The sequence below is a fragment of the Streptomyces sp. NPDC091209 genome, assembly GCF_044757755.1.
Lineage (GTDB): Bacteria > Actinomycetota > Actinomycetes > Streptomycetales > Streptomycetaceae > Streptomyces.
Window position 1 is genome coordinate 444474 of the sequence record NZ_JBIVVR010000001.1, and the last position, 21381, is coordinate 465854.

General features: G+C 71.8%; 18 protein-coding genes and 1 pseudogene. 5 read left to right on the plus strand and 14 right to left on the minus strand.

From position 1 onward, the window contains the following. Positions 1–34 precede the first annotated feature (34 nt). On the minus strand, positions 35–1387 hold the full coding sequence (locus tag ACIQRL_RS01990) for a class II 3-deoxy-7-phosphoheptulonate synthase (protein ID WP_401325744.1): 1353 nt from the start codon (positions 1385–1387) through the stop codon (positions 35–37). Between the two features lie 134 nt (positions 1388–1521). Beyond that, positions 1522–2739, minus strand: a complete 1218-nt coding sequence (locus ACIQRL_RS01995) for a glycoside hydrolase domain-containing protein (RefSeq protein ID WP_401325747.1) — start codon at positions 2737–2739, stop codon at positions 1522–1524. A gap of 165 nt (positions 2740–2904) precedes the next feature. Between ACIQRL_RS01995 and ACIQRL_RS02000 the strand changes: the two genes are divergently transcribed. Together ACIQRL_RS02000 and ACIQRL_RS02005 are read left to right on the plus strand one after the other, a co-directional pair. After that, complete coding sequence (locus ACIQRL_RS02000; protein WP_401328007.1) at positions 2905–2961, plus strand: trp operon leader peptide; 57 nt, start codon at positions 2905–2907, stop codon at positions 2959–2961. Positions 2962–3070: 109 nt separating this feature from the next. Continuing rightward, the gene (locus tag ACIQRL_RS02005) at positions 3071–4972 is read left to right on the plus strand and encodes an anthranilate synthase family protein (protein ID WP_401325749.1); all 1902 of its coding nucleotides are present in this window, start codon (positions 3071–3073) and stop codon (positions 4970–4972) included. Here the strand turns inward: ACIQRL_RS02005 and ACIQRL_RS02010 are convergent. The 5 genes and pseudogenes from ACIQRL_RS02010 to ACIQRL_RS02030 all read right to left on the minus strand — a co-directional run. Continuing rightward, positions 4924–5919, minus strand: a complete 996-nt coding sequence (locus tag ACIQRL_RS02010; RefSeq protein ID WP_401325751.1) for a 2-hydroxyacid dehydrogenase — start codon at positions 5917–5919, stop codon at positions 4924–4926. The genes ACIQRL_RS02005 and ACIQRL_RS02010 overlap by 49 nt on opposite strands. Positions 5920–6029: 110 nt before the next feature. Further along, positions 6030–7058 (minus strand): 6-phosphofructokinase, encoded by a 1029-nt coding sequence (locus ACIQRL_RS02015; RefSeq protein ID WP_401325753.1) that lies wholly within the window; start codon positions 7056–7058, stop codon positions 6030–6032. 143 nt (positions 7059–7201) lie between these two features. After that, positions 7202–7903 carry a response regulator gene (locus ACIQRL_RS02020; protein WP_401325756.1) on the minus strand — a complete coding sequence of 234 codons (702 nt, stop codon included), beginning with the start codon at positions 7901–7903 and terminating at the stop codon, positions 7202–7204. 19 nt (positions 7904–7922) lie between these two features. Beyond that, complete coding sequence (gene macS, locus ACIQRL_RS02025; protein WP_401325759.1) at positions 7923–9146, minus strand: MacS family sensor histidine kinase; 1224 nt, start codon at positions 9144–9146, stop codon at positions 7923–7925. Between the two features lie 261 nt (positions 9147–9407). Further along, a pseudogene (locus tag ACIQRL_RS02030) lies at positions 9408–10193 on the minus strand (lysophospholipid acyltransferase family protein); the annotation flags it as partial. A gap of 159 nt (positions 10194–10352) precedes the next feature. Here ACIQRL_RS02030 and ACIQRL_RS02035 point away from each other — a divergent pair. Then, on the plus strand, positions 10353–11162 hold the full coding sequence (locus ACIQRL_RS02035) for an alpha/beta hydrolase (protein WP_401325762.1): 810 nt from the start codon (positions 10353–10355) through the stop codon (positions 11160–11162). Beyond that, complete coding sequence (locus ACIQRL_RS02040; protein ID WP_401325764.1) at positions 11155–11937, plus strand: hypothetical protein; 783 nt, start codon at positions 11155–11157, stop codon at positions 11935–11937. The genes ACIQRL_RS02035 and ACIQRL_RS02040 overlap by 8 nt, the downstream gene beginning before the upstream one ends. Positions 11938–12018: 81 nt before the next feature. Here ACIQRL_RS02040 and ACIQRL_RS02045 read toward each other — a convergent pair whose 3' ends face one another. The 6 genes from ACIQRL_RS02045 to ACIQRL_RS02070 all read right to left on the minus strand — a co-directional run bounded on the left by ACIQRL_RS02045 (position 12019) and on the right by ACIQRL_RS02070 (position 17798). Then, the gene (locus ACIQRL_RS02045; RefSeq protein ID WP_401325765.1) at positions 12019–12783 is read right to left on the minus strand and encodes an endonuclease/exonuclease/phosphatase family protein; all 765 of its coding nucleotides are present in this window, start codon (positions 12781–12783) and stop codon (positions 12019–12021) included. A gap of 451 nt (positions 12784–13234) precedes the next feature. Beyond that, positions 13235–14188, minus strand: a complete 954-nt coding sequence (locus ACIQRL_RS02050) for an ROK family glucokinase (protein ID WP_401325766.1) — start codon at positions 14186–14188, stop codon at positions 13235–13237. A 54-nt stretch (positions 14189–14242) separates the two neighbouring features. Further along, positions 14243–14728 (minus strand): DUF5304 domain-containing protein, encoded by a 486-nt coding sequence (locus ACIQRL_RS02055; RefSeq protein ID WP_401325768.1) that lies wholly within the window; start codon positions 14726–14728, stop codon positions 14243–14245. Between the two features lie 93 nt (positions 14729–14821). Further along, positions 14822–15991: an ArsA family ATPase gene (locus tag ACIQRL_RS02060; RefSeq protein WP_401325771.1), complete on the minus strand. Its 1170-nt coding sequence runs from the start codon at positions 15989–15991 to the stop codon at positions 14822–14824. A gap of 486 nt (positions 15992–16477) precedes the next feature. Further along, positions 16478–16918, minus strand: a complete 441-nt coding sequence (locus ACIQRL_RS02065; RefSeq protein WP_401325774.1) for an SRPBCC family protein — start codon at positions 16916–16918, stop codon at positions 16478–16480. Positions 16919–17042: 124 nt separating this feature from the next. Further along, positions 17043–17798, minus strand: coding sequence for a metallophosphoesterase (locus ACIQRL_RS02070; RefSeq protein WP_401328011.1), 756 nt, complete (start codon positions 17796–17798; stop codon positions 17043–17045). Between the two features lie 336 nt (positions 17799–18134). Between ACIQRL_RS02070 and ACIQRL_RS02075 the strand changes: the two genes are divergently transcribed. Next, positions 18135–19931, plus strand: a complete 1797-nt coding sequence (locus tag ACIQRL_RS02075) for an AMP-dependent synthetase/ligase (RefSeq protein ID WP_401325777.1) — start codon at positions 18135–18137, stop codon at positions 19929–19931. Between the two features lie 291 nt (positions 19932–20222). On the opposite strand, the gene ACIQRL_RS02080 is transcribed toward ACIQRL_RS02075, so the two are convergent. After that, positions 20223–21365, minus strand: a complete 1143-nt coding sequence (locus ACIQRL_RS02080) for a glycosyltransferase family 4 protein (RefSeq protein WP_401328013.1) — start codon at positions 21363–21365, stop codon at positions 20223–20225. Positions 21366–21381: the final 16 nt, after the last annotated feature.

A 21381-nucleotide genomic window follows, 5' to 3' on the forward strand; every position in this document is an offset into this window, starting at 1 on the left:
GGTGCCGGTAACAGGCGCGGCGCCTGTTGATCTGCTACTGGTCGCGGTACATCTCGGCGACGAGGAACGCCAGGTCAAGGGACTGGCTGCGGTTCAGACGGGGGTCGCAGGCCGTCTCGTAGCGCTGGTGCAGGTCGTCGACGAAGATCTCGTCGCCGCCGCCCACGCACTCGGTGACATCGTCACCGGTGAGCTCGACATGAATGCCACCCGGGTGCGTGCCGAGGCCCTTGTGGACCTCGAAGAAGCCCTTGACCTCGTCGAGCACGTCGTCGAAGCGGCGGGTCTTGTGGCCCGAGGCCGCCTCGAAGGTGTTGCCGTGCATCGGGTCGGTCACCCAGGCCACGGTCGCGCCGGAGGCGGTGACCTTCTCGACCAGCTCGGGCAGCTTGTCGCGGACCTTGTCGGCGCCCATGCGGACGATGAAGGTCAGCCGGCCCGGCTCGCGGTCCGGGTCGAGGCGCTCGATGTACTGCAGCGCCTCCTCGGCCGTCGTCGTCGGGCCCAGTTTGATCCCGACGGGGTTGCGGATCTTCGAGGCGAACTCGATGTGCGCGCCGTCGAGCTGACGGGTGCGCTCGCCGATCCACACCATGTGGCCCGAGACGTCGTACAGGTGGCCCGTGCGCGAGTCGACGCGGGTCAGCGCCGACTCGTAGTCGAGGAGCAGCGCCTCGTGGGAGGCGTAGAACTCGACGGTCTTGAACTCCTCCGGGTCGGTCCCGCAGGCCCGCATGAAGTTCATCGCGTTGTCGATCTCGCGCGCGAGCTGCTCGTAGCGCTGGCCGGACGGGGACGACTTCACGAAGTCCTGGTTCCAGGCGTGCACCTGGCGCAGGTCGGCGTAACCGCCGGTGGTGAAGGCGCGCACCAGGTTGAGCGTGGAGGCGGACGCGTTGTACATCCGCTTCAGGCGCTCGGGGTCCGGGATCCGGGACTTCTCGTCGAAGTCGAAGCCGTTGACCGAGTCGCCCCGGTACGTCGGCAGGGTCACGCCGTCGCGGGTCTCGGTGCCCTTGGAGCGCGGCTTGGAGTACTGGCCGGCGATCCGGCCGACCTTCACCACCGGCACCGAGGCGGCGTACGTGAGGACGGCGCCCATCTGGAGCAGGGTCTTGAGCTTGTTGCGGATGTGGTCGGCCGACACGGCGTCGAAGGCCTCGGCGCAGTCGCCGCCCTGGAGAAGGAACGCCTCTCCCTTGGCGACGGACGCCATCCGGGCGCGCAGCTGGTCGCACTCGCCCGCGAAGACGAGCGGCGGATACGACCCGAGGTCCGCGATCACATCGCGCAGAGCCTCGGCATCGGGGTACTCGGGCTGCTGCGCCGCGGGCAGGTCTCGCCAGGTGTTGCCAGCGCTCGCGCTGGACTTAGCGTTCACGGTCACCCCGACAACATTACGGGGTCGTGTCCGAGGTCCCTTCACATGCTCATCAATTGAGACGAACCCCGCTCGATCGGCACCACTCCGGGCGGCCGTACGACGTGGCGTCGCGGCCGCCCGGAGAGGGAATCCGCTAGCTAGTCCGCGTCGAGGCGGTCGCGGTCGATGGAGATCCTCACACCGCCGTGGGTCTCGGTCGTGTCGCCCACGTACTGGTGGATGCGCTGGTGCTTGCTCCACAGGGTCGAGGGGATCGAGGAGTCGGACGTGCTCGACACCCCGTTCCAGCGGGCGAAGTGGATCACGTCGGGCAGGGTGACGTCCCCCCGGTTGGCGATCAGGTCGGACACCAGGGACGAGGTGTTGCCGTACGCGCCGGAGCGGTAGCCGAGCGCGTGCAGCCGCACGGTGTAGGCCTCGAGGTAGGAGAGCACCTGGTCGGTGATCTTGCCGCCGGGCTCGTAGTGCTCCAGGTCGTTGTAGATCACCGTGCCCTTGCCGAAGCCCAGCGCGGCGGCCTGCTTGACCGCGTCGTCGGCGGCAGCGGTGCCCTGCGGTTCCGGGCTGGTGATCGCCGAGCAGCCGCCCCCGCAGCTCCCGCCGTCGGCGGAGGGCTGCCGGCCGACGTAGAGCGGGAAGAACCGCCAGCCGTGCGTGTACTGCGTCCGCACCCAGTCGGCGGTGAGGTGCTGCTGGGCGCAGGCGCGGTTGAGGCCGCCGATGTAGACGCCGATGGCGCCGTACGGGGAGTCGTCGCGCCAGGCGTCCATCGCCGACTGGCTCGGAGCGGTGCAGGCGTCGAAGCCCTCGCCCTGGTAGGAGGTCGCGTCGGTCGGCAGCGGGGCCGTCTTGGGCTGTTCCGCGGACCCTTCGGGCCGTGCCGCGGCCACCGGCAGTCCGGCGCTGCGCAGGACGTCCTGGATACGGGTGCGGTCGTAGCCGTAGGCGGCGGTGACGGTGATGCGGTCGCCGGTGGCCCGGTAGGTGCGGGCCGTGGCGTTCTCGGTGACGGCCCGGTCGGCGGCGGCAGCGGGCTGGACCAGCAGGGCTTCGGTACGTCCGCTGGCCCTGGCCGGGCAGTTCTGGTTGCTGCCGGGCGTGCCGAGGTAGACGGCGTGCCGGTCGAAGCGGACGCAGGTGTCGGGATGTTTCTTCAGGTCCACGATCTGCCAGGAGGCGGGGACGGTGAAGATGTGGCCGCGGTAGGCGACCTGGGTCAGGTCCTCGGAGTCGCCCGGGCGCGGGGCCGAGCTCGCGGGGCCGAGCGGCCCGGCGGCGAGGGCGGCCGCCGCGAGGAGCACGGTCAGGGCGCGGGCGCCGGTCCGGCGGGTCTGGGGGGAACGGACTGCGTGCATGACTCTCGTTTCTCGGTGCGTTCGGACTGTCGGGCCGTCCGGCGGTCGGGCCGTCCGGCTGTCGAGCTGTCTGGCCATCCATGGCCGGTGACCGGGCGGTCGGAACGCCCCGCGGGAACGGTTCACGCTGTTGCCCGCCCCGCCGCGTCGGGTAATGTGCGGCGCATGTCAGCGCATGCGAACCAGAACTGGTGGTGGACCGCTCATCCGGCGGCCCACTGACTGCGCGTAGACACGACGTCGCGAAGGCCGCCCGAGGGGCGGCCTTCGGTGTTTGCGGACCCGGGTCGTTCCTCTCCGAGATGCACGATTCGAGAGAAGGACCGCACCCGTGAATCTGCTCGACCTGCTGGACGATCCCCGTCCCTTCGCCCTGCTGCGCCGCCGCACCCCGGGCCGCGACCACGATGTGGTGGAACTGCTGCTGGGGCCGGTGCGCGAGGTGGAACGCCTCGCCGACATCCCCGACGAGGGACTCGCGCTGATCCCGTTCCGGCAGATCCGGGAACGCGGCTTCGACGTCCGCGACGACGGGACCCCGCTCTCGGTGCTCACCCCCGAGGAGCGCCACGAACTGCCGCTCGCACAGGCGCTGGAGGAACTGCCGGCGCACGACGTCCGGGTCGAGGGCGGCGGCTTCGACGTCGGCGACGAGGAGTACTCCGGGATCGTCGAGCGGGTGCTGCGCGAGGAGATCGGGCGCGGCGAGGGCGCCAACTTCGTGATCCGGCGGACGTACGAGGGACGCATCCCGGGGTTCGGACGGGCCGACGCCCTGGCGCTGTTCCGCCGGCTGCTGGTCGGTGAGCGGGGCGCGTACTGGACGTTCGTCGTGCACACCGGGGAGCGGACGCTGGTCGGGGCGAGCCCGGAGGTGCATGTCCGGATGTCCGCCGGGACGGTCGTGATGAACCCGATCAGCGGGACGTACCGCTATCCGGCCGGGGGCCCGACGCCCGAGGACCTGCTCGCGTTCCTCTCCGACGGCAAGGAGATCGAGGAGCTCTCGATGGTCGTCGACGAGGAGCTCAAGATGATGTGCACGGTCGGTGACATGGGCGGCGTGGTGATCGGGCCGCGGCTCAAGGAGATGGCCCATCTCGCGCACACCGAGTACGAGTTGCGGGGCCGCTCCTCGCTGGACGTGCGGGACGTGCTGCGGGAGACCATGTTCGCGGCGACCGTCACCGGCTCGCCGGTGCAGAACGCCTGCCGGGTCATCGAGCGGCACGAGGTCGGCGGGCGCGGCTACTACGCGGGCGCGCTGGCGCTGGTCGGGCGGCAGCCGGGGGACGGCCCGGACGGCGGGGCCGGGGCGCAGACCCTCGACTCCCCGATCCTCATCCGGACCGCCGACATCGACGCGGACGGGCGGCTGCGGGTGCCGGTCGGTGCCACCCTCGTACGGGGATCGGACCCCGCGGGCGAGGTCGCCGAGACGCATGCCAAGGCGGCGGGTGTGCTGGCGGCGCTGGGGGTGCGGCCGGGCAGGCCGCGCCAGGACGGCGTACGGCCGAAGCTGGGCGACGATCCGCGGGTGCGGGCGTCGCTGGACGGGCGGCGGGCCTCGCTGGCGCCGTTCTGGCTGCGGATGCAGGAGCGGTCCGAGGAACTCGCCGGGCACGCGCTGGTCGTGGACGCGGAGGACACCTTCACCGCGATGCTGGCGCACCTGCTGCGGTCGTCCGGGCTCGATGTGACCGTGCGCCGCTACGACGAGCCGGGGCTGCGCGAGGCGGTCCTCGCGCACGAGGGGCCGGTGGTCCTCGGTCCCGGTCCCGGCGACCCCTCCGACCCGGCGGACCCCAAGATGCGCTTCCTGCGGACGCTGACCGCCGAGGTGCTCCGGGGGCACCGGCACGGCGTGCTCGGTGTCTGCCTCGGGCACGAACTGATCGCGGCCGAACTGGGGCTGGACATCGTCCGCAAGGACGTTCCGTACCAGGGCGCGCAGACCCGCATCGACCTCTTCGGGCGGGCGGAGACCGTCGGCTTCTACAACAGCTTCGCGGCGCGCTGCGACGACGACGCTCTGGTGGAGCTGCGGGCGCACGGTGTCGAGGTCAGCCGGGCCGCGAACGGCGAGGTGCACGCGCTGCGCGGTCCCGGGTTCGCGGGCGTGCAGTTCCACCCGGAGTCGGTGCTGACGCTCAACGGCGCCGCCGTCGTACGGGAGTTGACGGGTCAGCTCCGGGGTACCAGCACGTTCTCCGAGCGGCGGCCCTCGGTGTAGGCGAGGACGTTCCCGACGGTGGTGTCGACGATCTGGCCGACGGCGTCACCGGTGTAGTAGGCCTGGTGCGAGGTGACCAGGACGTTCGGGAAGGTGACGAGGCGGGCCAGGGTGTCGTCCTCGACGGTCTCGAGGGACTTGTCGAGGAAGAACAGCCCGGCCTCCGCCTCGTACACGTCGAGGCCGACGCCCGTGAAGCGGCCCTCGCGCAGCTGGACGACGAGGGCCCGGCTGTCGATCAGGCCGCCGCGGCTGGAGTTCACCAGGATCGCGTCGTCCTTCATCAGGCGCAGGGCGTCGGCGTCGATGAGGTGCTGGGTCTCCGGTATCAGCGGGACGTGCAGGGTGACCAGGTCGGACTCGGCGAGGAGGCGCTCCTTGGAGACGTACTCCATGCCGAGTCCGGCACAGGCCGGGTTCTCGGCGATGTCCCAGCCGAGCAGGTTCATGCCGAAACCGTGGGCGATCCGGGTGAAGGCCTCGCCGATCTTCCCGGTGCCGATGACGCCCGCGGTGCGGCCGTGCATGTCACGGCCCATCAGTCCGTCGAGGCGGAAATCGAAGTCGCGGGTGCGGTTGGCGGCGCGCACGATACGGCGGTTGACGGCCATGCCGAGGGTCCAGGCGAACTCGGCGACCGAATAGGGCGAGTAGGACGAGACCCGGGCGACCGTCATGCCGAGGCGCTCGGCGACCTCGAGGTCGATGTTGTTGAAACCGGTGGAGCGCTGGGCGACGAGCTGGGTGCCGCCGGCCGCCAGGATCTGCAGAACGCGGTGTCCCAGGCCGCAGTTGACGCTGGTGGAGACGGCCTCGTAGCCGGAGGCGATGGGCGCGGTGTCCTCGGTGAGGAAGACGCCGAGGCAGCGGACCTCGTGGCGTCCCGCGAAGGCCCGCTCGATCAGGGGCTTCTCGTCGGACTGGACGCCGAACGCCAGGATCTCCACCGGTTTCTCCCGTTCTGGGGGTATGGGCCGAATATACGACCCATACCCCGAGGACGCAGAGACACGGAGGCGCGGAGACACAGAGCCGCGCAGGCGCGCGGGCGCCGCCGTCAGCCGAAGAAGACCCCGACCTCCTCGTACAGCTTGGGGTCGACCGTCTTCAGCTTGGCGGTGGCCTCCGCGATCGGAACGCGGACGATGTCGGTGCCGCGCAGGGCCACCATCTTGCCGAAGTCACCGTCGCGGACGGCCTCGATGGCGTGCAGCCCGAAGCGGGTGGCGAGCCAGCGGTCGAAGGCGCTGGGTGTCCCGCCGCGCTGGACGTGCCCGAGGACCGTGGTGCGGGCCTCCTTGCCGGTGCGGCGCTCGATCTCCTTGGCCAGCCACTCGCCGACTCCGGAGAGCCGGACATGGCCGAAGGAGTCCAGGGTGCCGTCCTTGAGGACCATGTCGCCGTCCTTGGGCATGGCACCCTCGGCGACGACCACGATCGGCGCGTACGACGCCTTGAAGCGCGAGGTCACCCAGGCGCAGACCTGCTCCACGTCGAAGCGCTGCTCGGGGATGAGGATGACGTTCGCGCCGCCGGCCAGGCCCGAGTGGATGGCGATCCAGCCCGCGTGGCGGCCCATCACCTCGCAGACGAGGACGCGCATATGTGATTCGGCGGTGGTGTGGAGGCGGTCGATGGCCTCGGTCGCGATGTTGACCGCCGTGTCGAAGCCGAAGGTGTAGTCGGTGGCCGAGAGGTCGTTGTCGATGGTCTTCGGGACGCCGATGACGCGGATGCCGTACTCGTCGCCCAGCCGCGCGGCGACGCCCAGAGTGTCCTCGCCGCCGATCGCGATGAGCGCGTCGACCTCCTGCTTGGCGAGGTTCTCCTTGATCCGGCGGATGCCGTTCTCCTGCTTGAGGGGGTTGGTGCGCGAGGATCCGAGGATGGTGCCGCCGCGCGGCAGGATCCCGCGCACGGCGGGGATGTCGAGCCGTACGGTGTCGCCTTCGAGCGGCCCCCGCCAGCCGTCACGGTAGCCGACGAAGTCATAGCCGTACTCCTGCACGCCCTTGCGGACGATGCCTCGGATGACGGCGTTGAGCCCGGGGCAGTCGCCGCCTCCGGTCAGTACTCCGACCCGCATGGAAAGTCCCTTCGCCACGGTTGGCTGTCGGACTCACGCTAATAGTGATCCAGGTCACTTCGGCATGGTGCGGAAGGGCTGTTCCGGTGAAATGTCGGCCAGTTGACCGGTACGGATCACCCGAAGGGTCGTATCCGCGCGGGTCACGCCTCGTCCAGTCCGCGCTCTATGGCGTAGCGGACCAGCTCGACGCGGTTGTGCAACTGGAGCTTGCCCAGGGTGTTCTGCACATGGTTCTGGACGGTGCGGTGGGAGATGACCAGGCGCTCGGCGATCTGCTTGTAGCTCAGGCCCTTGGCGACCAGGCGGAGCACCTCGGTCTCCCGGTCGGTCAGCTCCGGGGCCCTCGGCCCGTCCGTACCCGTGGCGGTGACGGGCTCCGAGGCCAGCCGGCGGTACTCGCCGAGGACCAGGCCCGCGAGGCCCGGTGTGAACACGGGGTCGCCCACGGCCGTCCTGCGCACCGCGTCCGTCAGCTCCTCCGCGGACGCCGACTTCAGGAGGTAGCCGGTCGCGCCGGACTTCACCGCCTCCAGCACGTCGGCGTGCTCGCCGCTGGCCGACAGGACCAGGACGCGCAGGGTCTGATCGGCGCCGACCAGTTCCTTGCAGACCTGGACACCGGGCTTGGCGGGCAGGTTCAGATCGAGGACGAGGACGTCGGGAGCCGCCGCCAGCGCGCGGCGCACGGCCTGTTCGCCGTCCCCCGCGGTGGCGACCACGTCGAACCCGGCGGCGGCCAGGTCCCTGGCCACCGCGTCACGCCACATGGGGTGGTCGTCCACCACCATGACCTTGATGGGGTCCTCGCCCGCCCGCGGCTCCGCCGCCGTCCCGCCCGTCATCGCCGTACCGTCGCCTTCGTCATCGCGTCCTGGCCTTCCCCCGCACGCCCTTCGGCACCTTCAGCTCGACCTCCGTGCCCTGCCCCGGGACCGAGATCAGCTCCGCCGCGCCACCCAGCTCGCGCAGCCTGCCGCGGATCGACAGTGCCACTCCGAGCCGCCCCTCGCCCTCGGCCTGGGCGAGCCGCCCCTCCGGGATGCCGGGGCCGTCGTCGCGCACCGTCACGATCACCGCGTCCGGTTCGTCCTCGACCAGGATCCAGGCGGCGGCGTCCGCGCCCACGTGCTTACGGACATTGTCCAGGGCGGCACCGACGGCCGCGGCCAGTTCCCGCGCGACGGGCGGGTCGAGCGGCACCGGAGCGCCGGGCTCGGAGAAGGTCACGCGCGCGGTGGCGTACGGGGCGAGCAGGGCGCGCAGGTCGACGGGGCCCGCGGGGTCCTCGTCGTCGGGTTCGTCGACGGCGCGAACGACCGCGCCGAGCGCGGCGTCCTCCGACACCCGGGAGACGGGCACCAGACCGCCCGACACCAGCGTGCGCAGCGCCACCTCCTGCTCACCGGCCATCCGGCCGAGCTCCGCGGCCTCGCCGCCGAGCGCGCTGCCGCGCCGCTGCACCATGGCGAGGACCTGGAGCACCCCGTCGTGGATGTCCCGGGCGAGCCGCTCGCGTTCGCGGGTGGTCGCCTCGATCTCCAGGGCACGGGCGAGGGTGCGCTCGGAGGCGCGGGCGACCTCGACGACGTAGCCGATGGCGATGGAGGCGACCCAGACGAGGACCACGTTGTGCACGGTGTCCCGGGTCGGGGAGCCGCGCTCGATGAGGTTGACCGCGGCGACGAGCGTGGAGGCGAAGGCCGCCCACCGCCAGCCGCCCTTGATCGCGAAGGCCAGGACGGCACCCGCCGTCCATATCGACGGCAGCGTCGGGCCGCCCGAGTCGATGCGCGCGGCGGAGTCGGCGACCCGGGTGAGCATGATGCCGGCCAGCGCGACCGTGAGGTCGGCGGCGAGGAACCGCTTGGTGCAGTTGGCCGCGCCGGAGACTCTCGGGAGTGTGGCCAGCGTCCAGACGAGCAGGAACGCGAAGTACGCGACGGCCACCCAGGGGCGGGCGAACGTGTCGTACGCGGTGGCGAAGAGCCCGATCGCGTACAGCACGGTCAGCACCCGGTACCCGGTCAGCGCACGCCACAGCGGCTGCTCGACCGACATCCTCATGACTCTCTCGCGCTTGGCCATGCCCCCCCCCACCCCACCCTGCCGACGTCCCTACGGACGCTTCTAGGAGCCGGATCGTTGCCCGTCGGCCGGTCCGGTTTCCCCGGCGGCCGGCTGCCCCGTCGACGGACCGGCCTGTTCCCCGGCCCGATCCTCGACAGCCTGCCCCCCGGTCCGCTCCTCGGTCCGCTGGTCGGTGCGTTCCTCGGCCGACCGCTCGCCGGCCCTGTCGTCGGCCCGCTCCTCGGCCGGCGTCTCCGCGGCCTGCTCGTCGGCAACCTGGTGCTCGGCGGCCTGCTGCTCCGCCGCCTGTTTGTCGGCCTGTTCCTTGGCCGCCTGCTTCTCGGCCTGGGCGAGCGCCGCCCTGGCCGCCTTCTCCGCGTCCCTCTCGGCCTTCGCCGCATCCGCGATCTGCCGCTTGGCGGCCGTCGCGTAGATGTCCACGTACTCCTGGCCGGAGAGCTTCATGATCTCGTACATGACCTCGTCGGTCACCGCGCGGAGCACGAACCGGTCGTGCTCCATGCCGCTGTAGCGGCTGAAGTCCAGCGGCTTGCCGATGCGGATGCCCGGACGCATCAGCTTGGGCATCACCTTGCCCGGCGGCTGGATCTTCTCGGTGTCGATCATCGCGACGGGGATGACGGGCGCGCCGGTGGCGAGGGCCACGCGCGCGAGTCCACCGGGCTTGCCCCGGTAGAGACGCCCGTCGGGCGAGCGCGTGCCCTCCGGGTAGATGCCGAACAGCTCACCGCGCTCGATCACGTCTATACCGCTCTTCACGGCCGCCTCGCCCGCGCCGCGCGCGCCGGAACGGTCCACCGGGAGCTGGCCGACGCCCTTGAAGAAGGCCGCGGTCAGCCGGCCCTTGATGCCCGGGGTCGTGAAGTACTCGGCCTTCGCGATGAAGGTCACCTTGCGGTCGAGGACCGCCGGCAGGAAGAACGAGTCCGAGAACGACAGGTGATTGCTCGCCAGAATGGCCGGGCCCTCGGCGGGGATGTTCTCGAGGCCTTCCACCCAGGGCCTGAAGGCGAGCTTCAACGGCCCTCCGATGGAAAACTTCATTGCGCCGTAGATCACCCGAGTGCCTCCTGTGTCGTAGATCAGACCTTAACCCGGAGCACCGTCAAAGGACCCGACGACCCTGGTCGGTGTCAGTACGGTCGCGTACGGTGAAGCACACCTGGAGTCGTTTTCCGCCCAACTCATGAACAGGAGACCGAGGTGCCGGTCCTTCCTGGAGCCGAGCCGTTCCGCCACGAGGGCGGAGACGTCGGCGTCCTTCTCTGCCACGGTTTCACCGGCTCCCCGCAGTCGCTGCGTCCCTGGGCGGAGTATCTCGCCGAGCGCGGTCTCACCGTCGCGCTGCCCCTGCTGCCGGGGCACGGCACCCGCTGGGAGGACATGCAGCTCACCGGCTGGCAGGACTGGTACGCCGAGGTCGACCGCGAGCTGCGCGCCCTGCGCGAGAACTGCTCGCGGGTCTTCGTCTTCGGGCTCTCGATGGGCGGCGCGCTGGCGCTGCGGCTCGCGGCCAGGCACGGCGACGAGATCACCGGCGTCGTGGTCGTCAACCCGCTGAACAAGGTGCAGGGCCTGGCCGCGCACGCCCTGCCCGTGCTCCGTCACCTCGTTCCGTCCGTCAAGGGCATCGCGAGCGACATCGCGAAGGAAGGCTCCGAGGAGGTCGGCTACGACCGGGTACCGCTGCACGCCGCGCACTCGATGCGGAAGCTGTGCGGGGTCGTGGACGCGGAGCTGCCGCAGGTCACCCAGCCGCTCCTGCTGCTGCACAGCCTCCAGGACCATGTGGTCTCCCCCGCCGACTCGGCGCGCATCCTCGGCCGGGTGTCGTCCACGGACGTGACGGAGATCGTGCTGGAACAGAGCTACCACGTCGCGACGTTGGACCACGACGCGGACCGGATCTTCGAGGAGAGCCACTCCTTCGTCACCCGGCTCGCGCCCGGTGCCGGCAAGGAGGCCGACGCGGGTCAGGTGGGTCGGCAGGAAGGGACGGCAGCCGGTGGCTGAGCACGACGCGGACCGCGGCGATTCCGAGGAGAAGGGCGTACCCGTCGGCGAGCCCCTGGACGGGGCTCTCGGCGAGGGGCTCGGCGACGCGCTCGGCGAGTCCGCGGGGGACCCGCTCGGAGAGTCGCCCGGTGACGCCCGCGGGGAGTCCCTCGGCGACGAGCAGAGCGTGCCCTTCGACGAGGACGCCGCCTGGCAGTCGATCGTCGAGGGATACGGCGAGGAGCCGCCGGACCCGCCCGGCTCGCGGCCCTTCAGATCGGTGGAGGACCTCGCGCTCCCGGAGCCCGGTACGGACGAGAGGCCCGAGACCGGCGGCAAGAGCGCCAAGGGCGCCGGGGACGGCACGGACGGGGGCGACGACACCCCCGCACCGGGAGCCCCGCCGGAGCCGGAGGGCACCGTCGGCGACGGGCCCTCCGCCATCAAGCCCCTCGGCAGTTCGATCGCCTTCGCGCCCGGTGTCGGCGGCCCGCGGGACTACCGTGCGCCCGAGCCGGCCGAGGACGACTTCGACGAGGACGACGAGGGCCACTTCGTACCGCCCGAGCCGCCTCCCCTGCCGACCGCGGACACGACCTCCAAGTTCGCCTGGCTCGGCGTGCTCGGCGGCCCCGCCCTGCTCCTGCTGGCTGTCCTGCTGAGCTGGGACATGACCTGGTGGCTCACCACGCTCGGCATCGGCGGCTTCCTCGGCGGCTTCGCCACCCTGGTGACGCGGATGAAGGGCGACGACGAGGACCTCGACGACCCGGGGCGCGGCGCGGTCGTCTGACCCCCGGTTTCCGGGAGGCGGGCAGTCAGGGCGCGGTACTCAGGACGGGGTTCTCACGACAGGGTTCTCGGTACGGGGTTCTCAGGACGCGGGCACTTTGAGGGCGGCCAGCACGGGCAGATGGTCCGTGGCCGCCCTCAGGTCTGCCCCGGTGACACCGGGAAGGCCGAGCGGCACCCCGCAGCCGAGGACCTCGATGCCGGGCGTGGCGAAGATCGCGTCGATGCGCCGGTCGGGCCCCGCGAACGTCCAGGTGTGCTCCCCGCCCCAGGGGCGGGTCGCCCAGCCGTCCTGGAGCGCGCCCGCCAGACGGCGGAACGTCGGCCCTGTCGGACGTTCGTTGAGGTCGCCGCCCGCGACGGCGTACGGGGTGCCCAGACCGGCGAGGCGGTCGAGGAGCATGCCGCTCTGCTGGTGGCGCTCGTCCTTCTGGAGCGACAGATGACAGCTCAGCACGCCGAGCCGGGCTCCCCCGAAGCGGACGACCGCCGTGGCGAAGCCGCGCCGGTGCAGGCCCGGCGTGAGCGGGAGCAGCACGTCCTCGGTGCGCTCCACGGTGGCCCGCAGGGTGCACAGCAGGGCGGGGCCGGAGGCGGTGGCACCGCCGGACAGGACGACCAGGCCGGAGGCGGCGGCGAGACGCGCGAGCTTCTTGCGCCAGCGGAAGAAGCGCGGCGCCTCCTGGACCAGGACGAGATCCGGTGCGCAGGCGCTGATCACCCGGGCGAGCGCGGCGGTGTCGTCGCGCATCGAGCGGATGTTGTAGCTGAGCACGCGGATGACGGCCGAACCGTCTGATTCGGTACGGGACGCGGGCAGCGGACTGGCTGAAGGGCTGGTCGGCATGGCGATCAACATACGCGCTCGAAGCCCGCCGGAAAGGGCGAAGGACCACACGACTCCGCCGCGCTCCACCGCACTCCGCCGCCTTCAGGCGGTCCGCCACCTTCCTGCGGTCTGCACCGGCACACGGGCACGGCGTTCCCGGGGTCGGGCGGGGGATGTCCCGTGCCGGGGCGACCGGCCTGCCCGGGTCCGGTGCGGTGCGGATCCGGATCCGGATCCGGCAGGGGCGGTCGCTTCTCTCCGGGCCCTCATCTCACGCCCGCGCCTGTCTCCCCCGTACGCCGCGGCCCCGCGCAACCGGGCGCCGGGTGCCGGCTCACGCGGGGGCCGGGGAGCCGGAGCCGCGCTCTCGTGGCGCTGGGGTCCCTCGATCGGGTGGGGGCGGGAACGGCGGCGCCCGCCGTCCCGTGGGGGTGCGGCGGGCGCTGCCGTGCGACAGGATGTGCGGGCGCTACATGATGGGGTCGGGCTCCCGGGCCAGGTCCGCCGCTCCGACGAGACCCGCCTTGTTGCCCAGCTGGGCGGCGATCACGTCGGCGACCGGGCGCCAGTTGCCGCCGACCAGCCAGCGCTTGTACGACTTGCGGATCGGGTCGAGGACCAGCTCGCCCTCGTCCGAGAGACCGCCGCCGACGATGAAGGCGGACGGGTCGAAGAGCGAGGCCAAGTCGGCCAGACCCGCGCCGGCCCAGCGGGCCAGCTCGCGGTAGGAGTCCACCGCCACATGGTCGCCCTGGCGGGCCGCCATGGAGATGTGCTTGCCCTCGATGCCGTCGGGGGTGCCGTCGCCGAGGCCCAGCAGGACCTCCGCGGCCTCCGGGGTCGCGTTGGCCCGCTGCTTGGCGTAGCGGACGAGGGCGCGCCCGGAGGCGTACTGCTCCCAGCAGCCCTGCGAGCCGCAGCCGCACAGCAGACCGTCCGGCACCATCCGGATGTGGCCGAACTCGGCGGCCACGCCGAAGTGGCCGCGGCGCAGCTTGTTGCCGATGATGATGCCGCCGCCGAGGCCGGTGCCGAGGGTGATGCAGATGACGTTGCGGTGGCCCTTGCCGGCGCCGAACTTGTATTCACCCCAGGCGGCCGCGTTCGCGTCGTTCTCGACGACGACCGGCAGCCCCACGCGCTGCTCGACCTCGGCCTTGAGCGGTTCGTTGCGCCAGTCGATGTTCGGCGCGAAGTAGACCGTCGAGCGCTGGCGGTTCACGTATCCGGCGGCACCGATGCCGACACCGACGATGTCGTGACCGGCGCGCGCGCCCTCCACGGCCGAGGCGATGGCGTCCACGATGGCCTGCGGCGTGCTGGGGGTCGGCACCTTGTGCGTCGAGAGGATATTGCCTTCCTCGTCGACCACACCGGCCGCGATCTTAGTGCCGCCGATATCGACGCCGATGGTGAGTCCCATGAATCCCTCAGTTTCGGTCGAGCCCCGCTACGGCCAACCGTACCCGAGGGGCGATTAGTCCAAGTCGATGTGTTCGCCCGGACCGGACTCGTCGTCGCGGGATCCGGTGCCCCGCGTGGTCCAGCGGCGCTCCTGGTTCTCGACGGCCGAACGGTAGGCGGCGAGCAGTTCGGTACCCGCGGCCGCGAGATGGTCGAACACCTCGGGGTTGCGCTCCAGCACCGGTTCCACGGCGGCCTTGGCCTGCTGCACGACCTGGTTGACCATCTGCTGGGCGGTGCCGGAGGCGACCGCGCCGAACAGCGGCGACTGGAGCCCGGAGAGCTTGTCGGCGACGGCGTCGACGAGTTTGCGCAGTTCCTCGGCGGCCGAGCCGGGCGGCGGGCCGTGCTGGGCGCGGCGACGGGCCTTCTCCGCGGCGAGGTCCTCCGCGCAGGCCGTCGCCCAGGCGTCGGCGTCGGTGGCGTGCGTCTCCTCGACGCGCACCTCGTCGGCCGTCTCCTCCTGAGCGGCGTCGGATGGGGGGCGCTCTTCGCTCATGGCGGGACTCCTGCCTACTTTTTTCGTGCCTTCGACGTTACCCGAACGGGGGTACCCCGTTCACCGTGTCCGGTGCCCCGGATCACGGCACGGTCACTTCTCGCGCGGCCACAGACCGGGGTCGGGCGTGAAGCGGACGCGCAGCTCGCCCTCGCGCAGGGCCGCGCCCGCCACCGTGCAGCGGCGCAGTGCCGAGGGGAGCGGGACGATCCTGCGGAACTGGCCGACGGTGACGACGAGTTCGTCGCCGCGCCGGATGAGGTCGAGTTCATCGCGTATCGCGCCGGGCAGCGGGATGTGCCAGACGAGCACGCCGTCGTCGGCCAGATGGTCGGTGACGGGCCACTCGACGGGGGTGGGCGCGGTGTTGACGCCGGGCACGGTGAGCGCGGCGAGGTCGTCCGTGCCGCGGGGGTCGTGGCCGCGGTGCGGGACCTCGTGGACGTCGTACGTCTCCTGCCACTCGTCCAGGACCTTGCGCTGCTCGGCCGCGAGGGCTCCCAGCCAGGCGTCGTTGGTGACGCCGGGCAGCACCCGGTTCGCGACCAGGCTGTCGACGGGCAGGCCGCGCAGGGCGAGTGCGGTGGCGGCGGTGCGGACGGCGTCACTGCCGGCCGGTCCGGGCTCGGCGACCAGTCGAACGGTCGTGGCGCGGTCCTCGACGACGGCCTGCACGGCGGCGAGCTCGACGTCCCAGCGCCCCGCCGTCTCGTACAGCCACTCGGCGGGCATGGGCACACCCGCGAGCCGCCCGAGGACGGGACGCAGGGCGCGGGCCGCCTGGCGCTCCGGTGGGAGCAGGCGGCGCAGATAGCGGCGGAGTTCCTCGGGCAGGGCGAGGAGGGCGAGTGCCTGGGGCGCCGGGGGAAGGTCCACGACGAGCAGTCCGTACGCCTCCGACAGCGCGGCGTCGCGCAGGGCGCGCAGCAGGGCGAGTTCCTCGGCGCCGGGGAGCGGGGTGACTTCCTCGGCGTCCAGACGGGAGGCGCCGAGCAGGTCGAGGGCGGTGGTGGCGCGCCGTTGGAAGGCGGTGAGGTCGTCGCGGAAGCGGGCGGCGGCGTCGGGGCGCCAGGCCGTGAGGCCGGGGGCGGCTTCCACGGGGTCCGGACCGGTGGGGACGCCGAGGACGGCACCGAGAGTGTCGGTGCGGTCGGCGGTGAGCACCAGGGTGCGGGTGCCTTCCCTCGCCGCCCGCAGCGCGGTGGCCGCGGCGACGGTGGTACGGCCGGTGCCGCCTTGGCCGGTGATCAGGATGGTGCGCATGGGGGTGAACGCTACCGGTGCGGGGGCCTCGGCGGTTTTCGGGTTCCCGTCCGGTGGGTGGGTGGGCCGTGCCGGTACATTCGCGGTCCCGTCCGGTGGGTGGGCCGCGCCGGTACATCCGCGGTCCCGTCCGGTGGGTGGGCCGGGGCCGTGCCGGTACATCCGCCCGCATCCGGACGGATCCCGGCGGCTTTGCGAAGTGGGCGTGGGTGATGATCCGTCCGGCCTGCGGGCATGTGATGTACCGGCACGTCTCCTCCCGCGCGTACCCGGCTGCGGGTGCGTCGTGGTGGCCCACCACTTCAGCCCCGGCCGGGGCAGGATTCAGCCCCTCCGGCGTTTGAGGAGCGGGGGCGGAAGAAGTGTTGTGGCTCCGGTGGGCGCCTTGTGGGTCTTGCCGGGGTCGTCGTCGCCCGGGGTGCGGGGCGCGTTCCGGGGGCTCGCCGGGCTGACGCCCGGGGGTGTGGGGCGGGCGCCCGTGGGTGGCTAGACCGTTTCCTCTACGCGCTTCTTCAGGCCCGCCAGGGCTCGGTCGATGATGACCTTCTCGGCCTTGCGCTTGATCATGCCGAGCATGGGGATCTTGACGTCGACGGTCAGCCGGTAGGTGACCTCGGTGGCGCCCTTGCCCGCGGGCTTGAGGAGGTACGAGCCGTCCAGGGAGCGGAGCATCTGGGACTTGACCAGGGTCCAGGAGACCTCGTGGTCGCCGGTCCAGGTGTAGCCGAGGGTCTGGTCGTCCTTGATGGCGCCGGCGTCCATGACCAGGCGGACCTGTTCGGCGCGGCCCTTCTCGTCCGTCCCGAGCACCTGTGCCTCCTTCACCTCACCCGTCCAGTCCGGGTAGCGGGCGAAGTCGGCGATCACCGCCATGACGTCAGCCGGTGCCGCCTCGATCGTGATGCTCGAACTGGTGTGTTCCGCCATCGCGGTGGCTCCTCCAGATGCGGTCCGGTGAGGGAGGGTGGTGCGCACGTGTGTGCAGCGTGAAGGCTACCGCGCACGGCCGCGGGCGCCGTCACCCCGCCCGGCGTTCAGCACGGCCCGCGGCTCACCACTCCAACGCCCAGGGCCGGCCCGACCCGGCAAAGTGCCCCACATTCACGCATTCCGTCGCCCCGACCCGCATCCGGCGGACGAGGGGCTGGTGGACGTGGCCGAAGAGCGCGTAACGGGGGCGCGTACGCCGGATCGCGTCCAGCAAGGCACGGGATCCGCGCTCGAAGCGGCGCGCCACGGTGTCGTACACCAACTCCGGCACCTCCGGCGGAATGTGCGTGCACAGGACGTCGACCTCGCCGACCGCCTCGATCTTGGCCGCGTACTCCTCGTCGCTGATCTCGTACGGCGTCCGCATCGGTGTCCGCAGTCCCCCGCCGACGAAACCGAAGACCCGGCCGCCGATCTCGACCCGCTCGCCGTCGAGGACGGTGGTGCCGGGTCCGGCGTACTCCGGCCACAGGGTCGGCATGTCGACATTGCCGTAGGTCGCGTACGTCGGCGTCGGGAACGCGGCGAACATCTCGGCGTACTGCTTGCGTACCGCCTTCTCGATCGCGGCGGCCCGGTCGGTGCCGATGCCCGACCACAGCCGGGCGCCGAACACGCGCGCCTCCTCGAACCGGCGGGCGGTGCGCAGCTCGACGAGACGGTCGGCGTTCTCCTCGCCGAACAGGTCCGGGAAGATGCCGCGCGCGTGGTCGGCGTAGTCGAGGAAGAGGACCAGGTCACCGAGGCAGATCAGGGCGTCGGCGCCGTCGCCCGCGCGGGCCAGGTCGCGGGCGTTGCCGTGTACGTCACTGACCACGTGAATGCGCGTCCTCGGACGCCCGACCGGTGTGGATGCCATGACGATCAAGCGTAGGCCTGTGCGGCAAACGTGAACAGAGGCGGCCGGACCTGCGATTACTGGCTAGTCAGGAAGGGCGTGGACTACTGTGCGCGAAGGAACGCCAACACGTGTGACGCATAGAACATCTCGCCGGGACCCCCTGTCGAAGAAGCCATACCGGCGGGTAACGTCCGGGCAGTCCAGTCGTACTCAGGATTTCAACAAGCGATCTTGAGTACCTGCCCGAGCCTTGGACCGCACCGGCGCGTCACACAGAGTCGTGGCGTCGGCGCCCTATGAGGAGCAGCAGTCTTGCGCGAGTTCAGCCTTCCGGCTTTGTACGAGGTCCCTGCGGACGGAAATCTCACCGACATCGTCCGTCGAAACGCCGCGCAGCATCCCGACGTAGCCGTGATCGCCCGCAAGGTGGGCGGCGCTTGGACGGACGTCAGCGCCACCACATTCCTCGCCGAGGTGCTGGCCGCGGCCAAGGGCCTGATCGCCTCGGGCGTGCGGCCCGGCGACCGGGTCGCCCTGATGTCCCGTACCCGTTACGAGTGGACGCTGCTCGACTTCGCGATCTGGAGCGCCGGCGCCGTCACCGTGCCGGTGTACGAGACCAGCTCCGCCGAGCAGGTGGCGTGGATCCTCGGCGACTCGGGCGCGACCGCCTGCATCGTGGAGCTGCCGACGCACGCGGCCTCCGTGGAGTCGGTGCGCGACGGGCTGCCCGCGTTGAAGGACGTCTGGCAGATCGAGGCCGGCGGCGTCGAGGAGCTGGGGCGCCTCGGCAAGGACGTCAGCGACGCCGCCGTCGAGGAGCGCAGCTCGCTCGCCAAGGCGGACGACCCGGCGACCATCGTCTACACCTCTGGTACCACCGGCCGGCCCAAGGGCTGTGTCCTCACCCACCGCGCCTTCTTCGCGGAGTGCGGCAACATCGTGGAGCGGCTGCGCCCGCTGTTCCGCACGGGCGAGTGCTCCGTCCTGCTCTTCCTCCCGCTCGCGCACGTCTTCGGGCGGCTCGTGCAGGTCGCGCCCATGATGGCGCCGATCAAGCTGGGCTGCGTCCCGGACATCAAGAACCTCACCGACGAGCTGGCCGCGTTCCGGCCGACGCTGATCCTCGGTGTGCCGCGCGTCTTCGAGAAGGTCTACAACTCGGCGCGCGCCAAGGCGCAGGCCGACGGCAAGGGCAAGATCTTCGACAAGGCGGCGGACACGGCGATCGCGTACAGCCGCGCGCTGGACACCCCCGCGGGCCCGTCGTTCGGTCTGAAGATCAAGTACAAGACGTTCGACAAGCTCGTCTACAGCAAGCTGCGCGCGGTGCTCGGCGGGCGCGGCGAGTACGCGATCTCGGGCGGCGCCCCGCTGGGTGAGCGGCTCGGCCACTTCTTCCGCGGCATCGGCTTCACGGTCCTGGAGGGCTACGGCCTCACCGAGTCCTGCGCGGCCACGGCCTTCAACCCGTGGGACCGTACGAAGATCGGCACGGTCGGCCAGCCGCTGCCCGGCTCCGTGATCCGCATCGCCGACGACGGCGAGGTGCTGCTGCACGGCGAGCACCTGTTCAAGGAGTACTGGAACAACGAGGCCGCGACCGCCGAGGCGCTCGCCGACGGCTGGTTCCACACCGGTGACATCGGCACCCTCGACGAGGACGGCTACCTCCGCATCACCGGCCGCAAGAAGGAGATCATCGTCACCGCGGGCGGCAAGAACGTCGCCCCGGCCGTGATCGAGGACCGTATCCGCGCCCACGCGCTGGTCGCGGAGTGCATGGTGGTCGGCGACGGACGCCCGTTCGTGGGCGCGCTCGTCACGATCGACGAGGAGTTCCTGGCCCGCTGGGCCGAGGAGCACGGGAAGCCGGCCGGGTCGACGGCGGCGTCGCTGCGCGAGGACGCGGACCTGATCGCCGCGATCCAGGACGCGATCGACGACGGCAACGCGGCGGTGTCCAAGGCGGAGTCGGTGCGCAAGTTCCGCATCCTCGCCCACCAGTTCACCGAGGAGTCGGGGCACCTCACGCCGTCCCTGAAGCTGAAGCGCAACGTCGTCGCGAAGGATTACGCGAACGAGATCGAGGCACTTTATCGGGGCTGATGCCCGAGCGACCGGGTTCCACCCCGGCCGGGAACAACGGCTCGGCCCCCTTCACTGGAGGGGGCCGAGCCGTTTTTCCGTACCGGCCGAGGTGTTTTCGGGGATCGCCGGGAACCGCCGTAGGCGGTGCGGGTCCGTCCCCGGCGGAGGGTGCACCGTGGTTGCTCGCGCGGTTCCCCGCGCCCCTGACGGGGCGCCCGTCAGGGGGCGGGGAACCGCGTGGCCAGGTGAAGGCGACCGCAGGCGCCTACGGGGCCGCGAGTGGCGGCCCCGTAGGCGCAGCCGGTGACGCTAGAGCAGCTCGCGCAGGCGCTCGGCCAAGAGGTCCCAGCGCCATTTCTCCTCGACCCAGGCGCGTCCCCGCTCGCCCATCCGGCGGCGGAGTTCCGGGTCGCCGAGCAGGGTGACGATCCGGTCGGCGGCCTCCTCGGCCGAGCCGCCGCGTACGACCCAGCCCGTCTCGCCGTCGAGCACGGCGTCGGGCGCGCCGCCCGAGTCGCCGGCGACCACCGGAAGACCCGTCGCCGACGCCTCCAGGTACACGATGCCGAGCCCCTCGACGTCCAGTCCGCCCCGGCGGGTCCGGCACGGCATCGCGAAGACGTCCCCGGCTCCGTAGTGCGCGGGCAGCTCCGCCCAGGGCACCGCCCCGGTGAACCGGACCGAGCCGGCGACACCGGTGTCGTGCGCGAGTTTGCGCAGGTCCTTCTCGTACGGCCCGCCGCCCACGATCAGCAGCACGGCGTCCGGCTCCTTGGCCAGGATCCGCGGCATCGCGAGCACGAGGGTGTCCTGGCCCTTGCGCGGCACCAGGCGGGAGACGCAGACGACGACCGGCCGGTCCGAGAGGCCGAGCCGGGCCCGGACCTCCTGGCCGCCCGAGCCGGGGTGGAAGGTCCGCTCGTCGACACCGGGCGGGAGCTGGACCATGCGCGCGGCTGCCTCCGGGGTGAGAGCGGAGGCGATCCGCGAGCGCGTGTACTCCCCGAGGTAGGTGATCGTGTCGGTGGACTCACCGATCCGGCGCAGCAGCGTGCGGGCGGCGGGGAGCTGGGCCCAGCCGGCCTCGTGGCCGTGCGTGGTCGCCACGATGCGCCGCGCGCCCGCCCTGCGCAGGGCCGGAGCCATCAGGCCGAGCGGGGCCGCCGCCCCGAACCACACGGACGTACAGCCGTGGTCGCGCAGCAGCCCGGCCGCCCGCCGGGTGGCGCCCGGCGTCGGCAGTAGCATGGTCGTGCGGTCCCGTACGACGGTGAAGGGCTGCTCCGCGTCGAACGCGGCGGTCGCCTCGGCGCCCTCGCTGCCGCGCTTCCACGTCGAGGCGTAGACGACGATCCGCCCGGGGTCCAGACGCAGTGCCATGTTGTGCAGAAAGGCCTGGATGCCGCCGGGGCGGGGCGGGAAATCGTTCGTCACGATCAGGGTCTTGTGCATCGTGTTCGACACTATC